At 50.9% G+C, this 13007-nt stretch carries 13 protein-coding genes; 7 read left to right on the forward strand and 6 right to left on the reverse strand.

Translation table 11 applies throughout. The features are described from left to right. Window positions 1-153: 153 nt before the first annotated feature. Together IB245_RS11735 and IB245_RS11740 are read left to right on the forward strand one after the other, a co-directional pair. On the forward strand, window positions 154-2508 hold the full coding sequence (locus IB245_RS11735) for a glucose/quinate/shikimate family membrane-bound PQQ-dependent dehydrogenase (RefSeq protein WP_192227628.1): 2355 nt from the start codon (window positions 154-156) through the stop codon (window positions 2506-2508). Window positions 2509-2653: 145 nt separating this feature from the next. Beyond that, on the forward strand, window positions 2654-3301 hold the full coding sequence (locus IB245_RS11740) for a peptidase M41 (RefSeq protein ID WP_192227629.1): 648 nt from the start codon (window positions 2654-2656) through the stop codon (window positions 3299-3301). Window positions 3302-3370: 69 nt separating this feature from the next. Here IB245_RS11740 and IB245_RS11745 read toward each other — a convergent pair whose 3' ends face one another. Continuing rightward, window positions 3371-3679, reverse strand: coding sequence for a DUF3077 domain-containing protein (locus IB245_RS11745; protein WP_192227630.1), 309 nt, complete (start codon window positions 3677-3679; stop codon window positions 3371-3373). A 525-nt stretch (window positions 3680-4204) separates the two neighbouring features. Between IB245_RS11745 and IB245_RS11750 the strand changes: the two genes are divergently transcribed. The 4 genes from IB245_RS11750 (at window position 4205) to IB245_RS11765 (ending at window position 7156) form a co-directional block, all read left to right on the forward strand. After that, on the forward strand, window positions 4205-4510 hold the full coding sequence (locus IB245_RS11750) for a helix-turn-helix domain-containing protein (RefSeq protein WP_008027032.1): 306 nt from the start codon (window positions 4205-4207) through the stop codon (window positions 4508-4510). 351 nt (window positions 4511-4861) lie between these two features. Then, entirely contained in the window at window positions 4862-5521 is a 660-nt protein-coding gene (locus IB245_RS11755) for a hypothetical protein (protein ID WP_225609857.1), read from the forward strand. An 8-nt stretch (window positions 5522-5529) separates the two neighbouring features. Then, window positions 5530-6096: an ImmA/IrrE family metallo-endopeptidase gene (locus tag IB245_RS11760; RefSeq protein WP_192227631.1), complete on the forward strand. Its 567-nt coding sequence runs from the start codon at window positions 5530-5532 to the stop codon at window positions 6094-6096. Then, entirely contained in the window at window positions 6083-7156 is a 1074-nt protein-coding gene (locus IB245_RS11765; protein WP_192227632.1) for a beta family protein, read from the forward strand. Before IB245_RS11760 ends, IB245_RS11765 begins: the two co-directional genes overlap by 14 nt. Here IB245_RS11765 and IB245_RS11770 read toward each other — a convergent pair. Together IB245_RS11770 and IB245_RS11775 are read right to left on the reverse strand one after the other, a co-directional pair. Further along, window positions 7145-7753, reverse strand: coding sequence for a sce7726 family protein (locus IB245_RS11770; protein WP_192227633.1), 609 nt, complete (start codon window positions 7751-7753; stop codon window positions 7145-7147). The genes IB245_RS11765 and IB245_RS11770 overlap by 12 nt on opposite strands. A gap of 190 nt (window positions 7754-7943) precedes the next feature. Then, a complete protein-coding gene (locus IB245_RS11775) occupies window positions 7944-8186 on the reverse strand; it encodes a transcriptional regulator (protein ID WP_192227634.1) in 243 nt (80 codons plus the stop codon). Window positions 8187-8871: 685 nt separating this feature from the next. Here IB245_RS11775 and IB245_RS11780 point away from each other — a divergent pair. Further along, entirely contained in the window at window positions 8872-9684 is an 813-nt protein-coding gene (locus IB245_RS11780) for a DUF6602 domain-containing protein (RefSeq protein WP_192227635.1), read from the forward strand. A gap of 576 nt (window positions 9685-10260) precedes the next feature. Here IB245_RS11780 and repC read toward each other — a convergent pair. The 3 genes from repC to IB245_RS29055 are packed head-to-tail and all read right to left on the reverse strand — an operon-like array spanning window position 10261 to window position 12184. Further along, window positions 10261-11091: a replication protein C, IncQ-type gene (gene repC, locus IB245_RS11785; RefSeq protein ID WP_192227636.1), complete on the reverse strand. Its 831-nt coding sequence runs from the start codon at window positions 11089-11091 to the stop codon at window positions 10261-10263. Further along, on the reverse strand, window positions 11081-11947 hold the full coding sequence (locus tag IB245_RS11790; protein ID WP_192227637.1) for a helicase RepA family protein: 867 nt from the start codon (window positions 11945-11947) through the stop codon (window positions 11081-11083). The genes repC and IB245_RS11790 overlap by 11 nt, the downstream gene beginning before the upstream one ends. Before the next feature lie 3 nt (window positions 11948-11950). Then, window positions 11951-12184, reverse strand: coding sequence for a DNA-binding protein (locus IB245_RS29055; RefSeq protein WP_225609858.1), 234 nt, complete (start codon window positions 12182-12184; stop codon window positions 11951-11953). Window positions 12185-13007: the final 823 nt, after the last annotated feature.

The raw sequence follows: 13007 nt of genomic DNA on the forward strand, positions 1-13007 counted from the left end.
ATCAATGGGTCAGCATGTTACAGCACCGCTCGCATACCGGATGTTTGATCTAGCCTCAGTACCGTTCATGCCATTTTTACCTGCGACAATTTGCCATAAGTAACTAGGTAGTACATTATTCCGCGCTTGTCACAAATGGGGAAAATTACCGACATGAATAATTCTGGGGCTGCCGGCGGCGGCAAATGGTTGCTGTCGGGGCTGGGTGTCCTGATTGCGTTGATCGGACTCGGCCTGGCCGGTGGCGGCGGTTATCTGGTCTCGCTGGGCGGCAGCTGGTATTTCCTGCTGATGGGCCTGGCGATGCTGGTGTCCGGGCTGATGATCGCCCGTCGCAAGCCGCAAGGTGCGTGGCTGTATGGCGTGGCGCTGATTCTTACCGCGATCTGGGCCGTATGGGACACCGGTTTTGAATACTGGCCACTGGTTTCGCGTGTGCTGACCTTCGCCGTAATCGGCGTGGTCGTTGCGCTGATCTATCCGACGCTGGTCCGTGCTTCAGGCGCGACTGCCGGCCGTGGCGCTTATGGCCTCGCCGGTATCCTGGGCGTCGGCGTTGTCACAACGATGGCCTACATGTTCGTGCCGACCCATGTGGTCAAGGCCAGCATTGAACCGGCTGTTACGCCGGTCGCTCCGGGTACCGAACAGAAAGACTGGGCCCATTGGGGCAACACCACCGCTGGCAACCGCTTTGCCGCGCTGGACCAGATCAACAAAGGCAACATCGACAAGTTGCAGGTGGCGTGGACCTTCCGCACCGGCGACATCCCGCAAAGCACCGGCGCTGGCGCTGAAGACCAGAACACCCCGCTGCAAATCGGCGACACGGTCTACACCTGCACCGCTTACGGCAAAGTCTTCGCGCTGGACGTCGACACCGGCGCCCAACGCTGGAAGTTTGACCCGCAAGGTACTGCGCCAAACTGGCAGCGTTGTCGTGGCCTGGGTTATTCCGAGACGCCAGTGTCTTCGGATAACCAGCCGACTGCCTGTACGAAACGTCTGTTTCTGCCGACCGGCGATGCCCGTCTGATCGCGATCAATGCCGAGACCGGCAAGCCGTGTGAAGAGTTTGGCAACAAAGGCACGGTCGATCTGACCACCGACATGGGTGAAGTGAAGCCCGGTTACTACCAGCAAACCTCAACCCCGCTGGTCGCAGGTGACGTGGTGATCGTCGGTGGTCGTGTGGCCGACAACTACTCCACCGGCGAGCCGCCAGGCGTGGTCCGCGCTTACGATGTACGCAGCGGTGAACTGGTGTGGGCGTGGGATCCGGGCAATCCGAACACCACCAAACGTCCACCGGCTGGTGAGACCTATACACGCGGCACACCAAACGTCTGGTCGGCCATGTCCTACGACGCCAAACTCGGTCTGGTCTACTTGCCCACCGGCAACGCCACGCCAGACTTCTTCGGCGGCCAACGCACGGCATTCGATGACAAGTGGAGTTCGTCCATCGTCGCCATCGACGTGAAGACCGGTCAGGTGCGCTGGCACTTCCAGACCACCCATCACGACCTGTGGGACTTCGACCTGCCGGCTCAACCGTTGTTGTACGACGTACCGGACGACAAGGGCGGCCTGCAGCCAGCCTTGGCGCAAGTCACCAAACAAGGCGAGATCTTCCTGCTCAACCGCGAAACCGGCGTGCCGATCGCGCGCGTCGAAGAGCGCCCGGTTCCGCAAGGTAGTGTGCCTGGCGAACGCTATTCGCCCACCCAGCCGTTCTCGGTGGACATGCCGTCCATCGGCAACAAGACCCTGACCGAAGCCGACATGTGGGGCGCCACGCCGTTTGACCAGTTGATGTGCCGCATCCAGTTCAAAGGCATGCGCCACGAAGGCGTCTACACCCCGCCGGGTATGGACCGCGCGCTGCAATTCCCGGGCTCGTTGGGCGGCATGAACTGGGGCAGCGTCTCGGTAGATCCAAACACGAACTACATGTTCGTCAACGACATGCGCCTGGGCCTGGCCAACTACATGATCCCGCGCAACAAGATCGCCGCCGGGGCCAGCGGTATCGAAATGGGCGTCGTGCCACAGGAAGGTACACCGTTCGGGGCGATGCGCGAACGCTTCCTCTCGGCGGTGGGCATTCCGTGCCAGAAGCCGCCGTTCGGCACGATGTCCGCCATCGACCTCAAGACCCACAAACTGATGTGGCAAGTCCCGGTCGGCACCGTACAAGACACCGGTCCGCTGGGCATCCGCATGCATTTGCAGATTCCGATTGGCATGCCGACCCTCGGTGCTTCCTTGGCCACCCAGTCCGGCCTGTTGTTCTTCGCCGGCACCCAGGATTTCTACCTGCGGGCGTTCGATACGGGTAACGGGAATGAGATCTGGAAGTCGCGTTTGCCGGTGGGTAGCCAGTCGGGTCCGATGACGTATGTTTCGCCGAAAACCGGTAAGCAGTACATCCTGCTGACGGTGGGCGGTGCGCGTCAGTCAACGGATCGTGGGGATTACGTGATTGCGTATGCCTTGCCTGAATAAAGGCTGAATCGCACGTACGAAAAAGCCGCGCGATTGCGCGGCTTTTTTTTGTTGAGCGAACCGACCCGAAGCCAGCAACGCACAGGATGGACAGCAATCGCCACTCGTAGTCGAATGCTAAGTCGAGGGATGCAAGGAGACGGAGATGACGAAGCAGATGCCTTCAGCCATACGCGATCGTGCGTTGCAGATTGCCCATCACGAAATGGGCCACTACGTCGTGGCCCGCGCATTGGGGTTTGCAACCGGCGGCGTGACCCTGTCCGTGACCATGGACTTGCGGCATCAAGGAGGCGCTGCCATTACCCTGGCGCGCCCGATTTCATCGATGGACGCAATGAAAGCGCACGTGGAAGCCCGAATAATGGTCCTGATGGCTGGCGCCATGGGGCAGACATTGTTTTCGACACATCGGTCCGGGAATCGCGTCGACAAGACGAAAGCCGTCACCATCCTGAAAGGTGCGCTGGGGGCGGAACAGGATTACGCAAAAGTAAAAGAGCTTCAGCATTTGCTGCGCAACATCACCTGTCCCGATACGGATCTCACATCATCTGACCTTATTGCGGCTGAGCTTCAAGCGATGACTGATCGCATGTGGGGCCGGACTCAAGCAATCGTCGAAGACCTGGCGGACACGATTACCGAATTGGGACGCGTGTTGGTCGACGGCATGGTCATCGTGGAGCAGTGGGGCAGGGCAGCGGATACGTATGAGGTGGTGTTTACGCGTGAGATGCTTGAGCGGTTGCGGCCAGTGCAGGCCATTCCGGCGTTGGGTGTTTGGGCGTAAGACAGCGCGCCACCGATCATCCTGTGAAAGCCCCGAGTTCTCGGGGCTCATTCCACGGCCCATCGGCCGTTATTTTTTGGACTTCGTATCGGTGCGATCAGGTCCACGCTCCAGCACCTTCATCACATCATCGACCACAGCCTTGCTCATCGACGTCAGGTAATGCGCGGCCCAGGCGTGGCGGTCGGTGTCTTTGGCGTAGGCGGCGTCCATGGTCAGTTCCTTGGCGAGGTACAACAGATTTGAGGCCTGAGCTAGAGCATCGGCGAGGGGAACGCCACTACTGACATGGAACAGCGGTTGGTTTGAGCAGTAGATGAAGGGGGTGAGGCCGATGGTTTGTAGTTCTGAAAACGCGGTCGAATCTGTTTTGCTCATAGTCTTGCTCCTTGACATAGGGAGCTGCCGCATTCGTTACCACACGAATGGGAGGCAGCTGTGCGCAGGGTGGTAAACCGGGAGCCAAGGAGACCGGCACGCCCTAGAGCGTCCCACGCACAGCTGCCATAACACAGGATCACAGCCGTAAAGAACTGACTGTTTATGTGATGGAAACGCTGTTGCGCCTTTTCTCGCCGGGTTACCACACCCGATCACTGCATTTGCAGCGACGTCCGGAGACTATCCCGTCGAAGAACAGCGCAACAAGGCATCAAAGTGCCCACAAAACACGATTCGGAGTTTGCCTACAAGGTCTGCGGACGTCATCCGATATTGCGCCACCTGAAGTAAACAAAACCAAACACCAGAAGCCGAACACCCACATCCCGCTCGAAACCGCCCTTAACAATTGCATTGGCAACCAAGGTGGCCGCACGGCCGCTAATGCCTAAAGTTATTCCCTTGAGATCATATTCCTTGGGTGGCATATTCGTTTGCCATTGCGTAAAGAGGGCCGCAACGATGGCTAAAAAATTTGCTGAACTTCAAGCTCGTATGACGCCAGAGTCTCGCGCAAACGCAGAGCGGTTGTTCCAGCAGCACCTGAAGGAAATGCCCCTGCACGAGCTGCGTAAGGCCCAGGAGTTGAGCCAGGAAACACTGGCCAAGATGCTGCATGTCAATCAAGCGGCGATTTCCAGGATGGAACGACGTACAGACATGTACATCAGCACGCTGCGCAACTACATACGCGCAATGGGGGGCGAGCTGGAAATCATCGCGACCTTTCCTGAGGGCCAGGTAAAGATCGAAAATTTTGCGAACTGAGCGATCCGAAAAATAGTGCTACAAAAACCAGTCACTCAGACACGAAAAAGCCGCGCATTAAGCGCGGCTTTTTTGTTTGGTGGGCCCACACGGACTTGAACCGTGGACCAAAGGATTATGAGTTGCTGAGACTGCAAGTAAGATAAGCGAAACCTAACCCAAGGAAGCGAAGATAGCACAAGCTTATGTCGAGCAATATCAATAGGTTAGCGTTAATAGGCGAAATTAAACAATTCGTCGGGCTGTACCGCTATTGTACCGTTGAGGCAGTCCCGTTCCGCCTTGCTCGCTGGCGATGGCAGCCGCATAGACAGAGGGTGGCGCTCGGGGGTAGCATCAAATGGATATCCGATGCCTGCACAGCTATTTGGTAGTGATGCAGCCATTCAACGGAACAGTCTCCCAAGCGCTACCCATCAAGGATGGACAAATTTGCGAATGAAGGATCTCCTTGCCTCGACCTTGCTGGCTACCTGCATCGCCTTGGTGGTCGTATTGGCTATTTTACATTTTGCGCCAATTAGCGAAATTATCATCAGTCATTCTCAGTACGTCCCGGTGAAGGACTTTAAAGAGCTGGATCAATACGAGCAGATAATTGTCGAGAGGATGATAAAGGAGAAGTCACTAATAACGGTTGATACATTATGGTCGTTACAAGTGTCTTTCTATCAGACAATAATCAGCGTATTGCTTGCGTTGAACGCCATTATTGTTGGTGGTGCTTTTGTTGTGATTAGGAGTACGTCAAAGGCCGAGGTGGTAAAGGAGTCTAAAATTCATTTTGATGAGTTTTCTAAAGCGGGTGAGTTTACAAAGATAATTGAGAAGAAGGCAAAAAAGGAAATACAAAAGATAAATGCAACATATGGCGATATGTTCGATGCGCTTGCTATTCATGAAACTAGGATAAAATCATCCGAAGATGCTATAATTCAGGTGAGTGGTCGGTTGGCTGAGTTGGATAAGTCTGAAAGTTACTCTGGCAACGACGACAAGATTACTGAGTAGGTAGCGAAATGGCCTTTATCCGAAAAAGCGTTAAACCGAAGTTGCCTGAAGCCCCTGTGATAGGAGAAGGCTTTAGCGCAGCAGAAAAGTTTACCGTGGCTCAACTACTAGATCTAGCTAAGCGGACAGGGGTTGAGACCTCTCCGCTGGATGTCCAGGAGTTGCTCTCAGTTTTGGGTATAAGGCTGATTAGTGTCCCTATGAAAGATGATGTATCAGGGATATTAAGTCTTGCGGATAATGGCAAGGAGTGGGTGGTTAAGGTAAATGCTTTGCATCACCCTAATAGGCAACGATTTACAATCGCTCATGAAATCGCTCATTTTTCTCGGCATCGATCTCAGCAAGTCCAGTTTGAAGATCTGAATTTCTTTAGGAATGGTGATAGCAATCCTATGGAAGTGGAAGCTAACCGTTTCGCCAGTGAACTCCTAATGCCTGAGCAAATTTTTAGAGACAAAGTGCGTGTTTTTTCGGGGAGCATTGAGGCGATCGCTCAGTATTTTAAGGTCTCTACTTTGGCAGTTCGAGTTCGGGCTAAAATTTTAGGAATGAAAGGACATGGATTGGAATAGCTTTATTTATTTTCCCGTTCTAAAAACGAAAGACGCAGAACTTAGAGCTATTGCTGCTGTAGATCTATCTTATAGACAGAAAATGCTTCCTGTGTATGAGATCACTAAATCAAGAATTACTAAAAAAGATTCTCTTGGTGATATAGTTAAGCGGCTTGATCAAATAAAAAATATCCAAGGTAAACTGCCGTATATTTTGGATGTTACCACTGATTCCAAACAAAAAAATGCTCAAATAGAAAGCATTCTCTCTCCAGTTAATGGGTATGAGTGCTGGAAAGACTGGCTTGAGTTGAATTGTGGCTCGCACATAATTCCGATGATTCACGTTAACTTCGAGCTTGATGAGGATCTCGATGAGGCTAAAGCGTTCGTCTCTTCGGTTACTGATAGATACTCCAAAATGGCGTTGCGTCTTCCTGCGGATTTAGAAGGGGAAGAGTATGAAGAAATTATTAACGCTATTGTTTCAGAGTTAAATGATACGCGGCTCTATATCCTTCTTGACGAAGGCTGTGTCAGAGATAGGGTGAAGAGCGCTGGTATGACGGCAATATCTGACTCCTATCAGAGAGCCTTTACCAAGATCTCACTAATGCCTGGTGTTAGTGAGTGGTTGGAGAAAATAGTTTGTATTGCGGGTTCTTTTCCTTACATGGTTTCAGCAGAAGGGAAAGGCGATGAACAAGGAGAGTTCGAGATTTTTGAGCATTCGCTTTTTCTTTCCTTGAAACACAATAGGCCTAAGCTCCAGTTTGGGGACTACGCATCAATTAACGTCAAGCAAATTGAAATGCGTGGAGGAACCTTTGTGCCTCGAATTGACTTCTGCACTGACACCAAATTTTATTATTATCGAAAGCGTAGAGATGCTGGGTCTTACGTTTGGTGCGCAAAAAAGGTCGTAGTTAATCCGATGTACGCTTCCCATGGTAGTTGGGGAGATGATGAAATAACGAGTGCCTCATTGGGTGCTCCTTCTGGAATTAGTCCTTCCTTTTGGATCTCAGTTAGGGCATGTAACTATATGATTCGTCGGGTGAAGATACTAAGTGCCTAATTTATTTGGTGCTAGACTTAGTGAGTAAACGTCATCCAGGGTTATGGTGTCGCTCAGCTCGCTTTGAAGGTGAGCGGTCTGGGCCCCATATTTATGGATGATGTATCTTCTGAAAAACAATTTTATGTTTTCCCTCTTTTGGGTTAGTGATATTTTTTCACAGGTTTCAAGTTTTGATTTTTCGGTAACTTTAAACTCTTTGCGCAAGCAATCCATTGGGATTGCATCCAGTGTTGTAATGCTGTCAAAGTTTTTTATCTGTCGCGCTTTTCTTATCCTCTGTAACCCTGTCGACGTGCATAGGTAAATTCCAATCCGTTCGGGTGCCAGTTTTCTTACAGAACTGAGATGCTTGCTGTCACATACGACGTAAACATAATCAAATAACTGTGCGTATGATTGTAGTTGGTCTGTGAGCCTGTCTATGCGGTCGAATGCAGACTTGATTTCATATCCAACAATCATACCTTCTTCTGCGCAAATTAAATCTGCACGGCGCCGTCCAAAATGAAATGGGTACTCAAAAAAAATGACATCCGTCGTGTCTTTTTTTAGAAGATGATATGCAAGCATGCGCTTTATATCAATTTCTCTCATGTTTGTGCCAAATTTAAGCGGGTTATATAGATTGAGTGTGTTCTTGAATTGCCTGCTGAGAGAGTTGTTTGTATTTTTAGCTTAGCGTCACTTTTGGTCATTTCTCAATCCCAGCTGCCGGTGATAGATTCTACATTAATAAGTTTGGCGCGTCAGTAGATATCTCTATGAGTATTTGTATCTAATCTTTCTAAGGGTCCTTGCAGATTTGTGATGGGGCTGGGTCTGTAGAGAACGTATTGTGAAAACTTTTCTGGTGTTCAGTTAAAAAAGATCGCCATTTAGTTCCGAAAGCTAAATTCATTACTCGAAAAAGAACAGCCACTTCTGAGGGGGTAGCATGTTTTTCTACGCTTTCTAAAAGTTGAAGTGCATAGGCTGGATCATTTTTTAAAATTCTAGCCATTACATCGTCGTGGGCAATGTCCTTCATGTTGTGTCTCGTGACGGTCGTAGTGATGATACTTATCTGACCGTTCCTATGATTAACCGTTCAACATTCCAGTTTAAAGTTTGATCAAAGATACCGTCGAGCCGCAGGCGAGTAAGGCAGGTGTTGGGAGGGGGAAGGGCGAAGCCCGTACCCGTACAACACATATCTTGCCGTGCCCTTCCGTGCGATTCAATGCGATTAAAGGGCAGAGGATTTATCCAGGCACTGCTTTTTAATTCCAATCGCATTGGATCGCATTGGATCGCATTGGATCGCATTGGATCGCATTGGATCGCATTGGATCGCGTAAAATCGCATAAAATCGCATCGTTAAAGTATTCTCGGGGTCGGCCTTTGTTACTTAGGCATGCGACCGTCCCGATTGGAGGTAAGCCCCGGTCAATAGCGCCCGATAAAGCCCCAGACGTAACGAGGTGCAACGCTCAAGTGGCTCATGATGGAACGCTACAAGAGTGTGATACTGCCGTCTTCGGTGGTGCCTTGAGCCTCATGACAATCGATTAACATCGTTTATCGAGAAACCTCGCCCGGTCTTGGCCCTCAACCGATAAAATCGCAATCCCTGGACGAAATTCCAGTATCGGGTACGCGAAAAAAGTCCATTGATATTAAGTTACTCTCATATTAAATTTAGCTCTAAGAAATTCAATAATGGTGGAGCACAATGCTTACAAAGCAAATCGTAAAGGCGCTGAACAAAAGTGTCTTGGATGAACTGGATCTTACAAGGGAAATAAGACATCCTGGGGAAAACGGTAGGGCAAGAGAGCAAATTTTAAGAAATTTTTTAAAAAAGATCATTCCTGGTAAATACAGCATTGATACAGGGTTTGTTATCGATGCCACAGGGGGGATTAGCAATCAGATCGATATTGTTATATATCGTGACGATTATCATACTGTGTTTGAAATAGGTGGTATCAAATATTTTATGGTCGAATCTGTTGTGGCTGTCATCGAAAACAAAGCTTCTATAGCTAGCAGTGCTGCACTCAGGCAAGCACTTGATAACATCAAATCAGTTAAAGTTCTCGATAGAACCAATCTAGGAAAAAACTATATTGTTCCAGGTCGTGTGCCGATGGATAAAAATAGCATCTATCATCAAGTATTCGGCGCTATTTTGACAGAGAAATCCCTTTCTCCAGAAAGTCTTAAAGCTGAATTTATTAATTTTTTCGAAGGTACAAGGGACAAGCGTTTGTGGCCTAATATGTACTGTGATGTAAGAGGTTCGTCTTTCAGGTATATCAGCAAGTCCGAAAGCGTAATAGTTGATCCCTGCCTTGCCGCTGCCTTCTCAATTTCTGATCCGACAGCAGAAACATACAACCCGCCTCTAATTGAACTTGCCTATGAGCTTGTATCTATTTTCAGAGTATTACCGCTCATTGATTTTTCAGCTTCTGATTATTTTCATGGTATTAGTGGTAGAGCTAAGGAGTATGTAAGCTTCCCGGATACAATGAGAGGTTAGGGATGGCATAGTCTCCCTGAAGCGACCTTTACGGTTGGTGCCAATAGCGAAAGCGGTATGAAGCGCCCGGTTCACTCTCGAATAGGTCCGATGGTCTTGTGGCGCAGCAGCTCCTATAGAGGCGAAGATCCGCTTATGTGCAACGTACTATGGCTACTTTGCTCACGCTCAACTTGGAGGAGGCGCAACATTATCAATGCGTTCCGCCCTATATCTCCTGCTGCTACCAATGGACGGTATGCGTCGTTCAGGAGCGGCCGCTTTCGCATTTCTGCCCCCACCGAAGGTAGCGCTATGCGCTAAGGCGGGTGGGCACCAAAAGAAAGGCGGGGTGCACGTCGTCCTGATCGGGCGCAGACGCTCTGAATGCACTTTTTGGTGTGCGATTATTTGGATTTTTGGGCGTGAAATGAACGGCGGCTAGCTTGGTGGTCGCCGCATGTGAATTATCTCTGGATAATTCTGGGTCATTTTCCGCATTTGCCCTGCAGCTCACGTAAAGCGTCACTTGTAGGATCCGAAAAGGGGATCGTTAAACGGGGAAAAGGGGACCGTTATACGGGGGAAGGGGGACCGTTACGCGGGGTGCAGACTCGGCCTTTTGATCGCGTAAATTTCTCGATCACACTTCGTTATCCCCCAGCCAATGTCGCGAAGCTCTGCAACTGCGAGACGAGCTTTGCTTCTGCGCTTTTTCATCGCACTTGGCGTTCCAGGCTCTGGCCATGCGTATTCACACAAGGAGTCCAAGCCGATTTTCCTATGGTGGCCTGGGTTGATCCAGCCACAAAGTCGTTGATGTAGAAGCCTGGTCACATCACCTTTTAAGGCTCGTACTTCGTCCATGCAAATGCGTACGTGCTGTGTAGAGCCGAGTATCGCTTTAGTAATTTGCGGATTAAGTGCGACGTGAAGCTTCTCCCGCACGTCGTCACTTACATAACTTGATAGCAGCCGAAAACCCCGTCGTACTCCGTTCACCTCTACCATGATGGAGACCATCCAAAGGCGTTCTACGCATTGGCGTATGTTTCGGCCATCATCTTGATCAGCGTACCCAATAACTCGCGCCAAAGCTCCGTAGCTGGTTTTCACTAGCAGTGCTTCTTCGGTCAGGGCCTCATGACGGAGTTCTAGTGAGGTCCGCAATTGCTGACCATGCCCTGTCTTGGGAGATGGTCCTAAAGACTTCCCTATTGGCCCGGCCATCGCGACCAGCCCTTGCAGTACCTTTAGGTCATCCACGCCTAGTGGCTCAGGTCCTTTGAAGTGCAGTGACTTTTCTCCATGTTGATAATGTAGATCTAGCTTTTGGGTTCGTCGCTCACCTTTCTGAAGGCTTCGAAACAGTCCCGGTGCCAAGCAATGGGCAGGGTCGTGAAGGGCAAACTGGATTTCAAGCCTCATCGCGAAGTCGCCTCCCGTTCTTGGAATTATCAGCGTCGACAAGCAATACCGGCATCAGAACTCCTCCACTCTGGCGGCAGTACCACCGCTCCAAGTGAGTAGGATCATAGTTTTGCTTGCTCACGCCAAAACGGACAAAGGCGAAGCGTCGCTTTGCGCCGATGGGTACTCGGTCGTAGGGACGTTCCGTTAGGCGCTTAGATTCTTCTTCGGTCATGCCGGCCACGTAGCCACACCATCGCGCATTATCGATTAGGGATGAGGCCCCACGAGCTGCCTGTTGTTGGTCTGCGAGGCCCTCGCGGGCGCTACCCTTATTGACGTGATGGAGAAACAGGACTGATGCCCCTGTGGTAGCTGCTATTTGCTCTAGTCGTGAGATCAACTGCGACATATCGCTGTTGCTGTTCTCATCGAGCTGATGGATACGACTCAAAGTATCCAACACGATAAGACGGTAGCCCTGCGCTTGTTCTATAAGCGTTCGGAAGTGGGATGCCTCCATCACGTTGAATGGCTCGCCCATGACAGTGCTAAGGGTCAGTTCGGCAGCAATCAATTTGCGGGCCGGCTCGTCCAGATGCTGACCAATAGCATGAACCCGGCGGATTAAAGCGGGAGCCGGGTCTTCACCAGCGATATAGAGGACTTTGCCTGCCCTTGACGGAGCTAAATCTAGGATATCCCCTCCTGCCACACTGCACGCAACGCCCATTGCAGCCTCCAGTGCCCAGTAGCTTTTGCCAATGCCACCGGGTGCAATAAGGGCACCCACTGTCCCTGCGAGAAATCCCGGCCAGATAAAGTCCAGCATGGGAGGAGGCGTTTCGAATGCTTCCAATAGATCGATGTTCACCCTTTAACCCTCTAGGCAATCTAGGGATTCAGCGCTGAGCGCCTCTGCGATCTGCGAAGTTCGGAAGTACACACGTCTACCAATTTTCAAGCGTGCTCGATTGATATGAGTTGTCCAGGGTGTGCGGCTGCGCAAGCTGATTCGGAGCCCATCAGGCGAACGATCAAGAATCGTAGCCAATTGGGCAAGGCTTAACAGTGGGCCAAAGCGTTGTAGCAGGTTGTCTTCGATAGTCATTCGTTTAACTCCGTTGTGGATCGGATTTGAACGGATCTTATGGAGAGCGAGCCTTGCGTACAGTCTATTAATTGACCAATATGGTTGACATGAAAAGCACACCAAAAATTGCGATATGGCCCGGTTGCTCGGACACACTGGCAGTATCGATTCGGCATCTTGAGGAGCGCTGGAAGCCTTACTCCAGTTCTTCTCGGCGTTACCCGATCCTCACGTTGATGGCTCAGATAGTTGATCCTGCAATCGCACAGCTATGCCAGCAAAGCAGCGCTTTTTCGCAATTCATTCCTGGTGCAGCGAGCTCAATAGGTATCAGCGAGTTGGTGCGGCGTCACGGGTTCAGTCTCGTGATCAAATCGCAGCGGTTGTTGCTCCGACAACTTGTAGTCACTGAGGGGCAAGGTCTGAGTGGTAGCGACAACTTAATTGCTACGTTGGAATCCCTGATTGAGGTGATTTGGGCTTGTGGTAACAAACGCCCGGCCCGTTCGGCGTGTTTAGAGGGCGGAGCGACTCTCAATGCACAGCGCGAGCAGGGGTGCTGCAAATTCTGCGGTCAGCCCACCGAGTTCTCCAGTTTCATTAGTGCAAACATATGGCCATCGGAGGATGACCCGGATTTCAGCTTGGCCCTGCGTCTAAGCAGCCGGTTTTGTTCCGAGCATCGGCCGCGTCATCCGGGTGGAGGTTGGAACTCTGTAGTGGTCAACTAATCCCGGACACGACGTTAAGTTTTTCCTCGGCCCGCGCTGGTGCCAACCCATCGTTGAATTGATGAGGCCGAATCCAGTTGTAGCGATGCATCAAAAAATGGCTTATATCG

The organism is Pseudomonas sp. PDM02 (genome assembly GCF_014852285.1).
Classification (GTDB): Bacteria; Pseudomonadota; Gammaproteobacteria; order Pseudomonadales; family Pseudomonadaceae; genus Aquipseudomonas; species Aquipseudomonas migulae.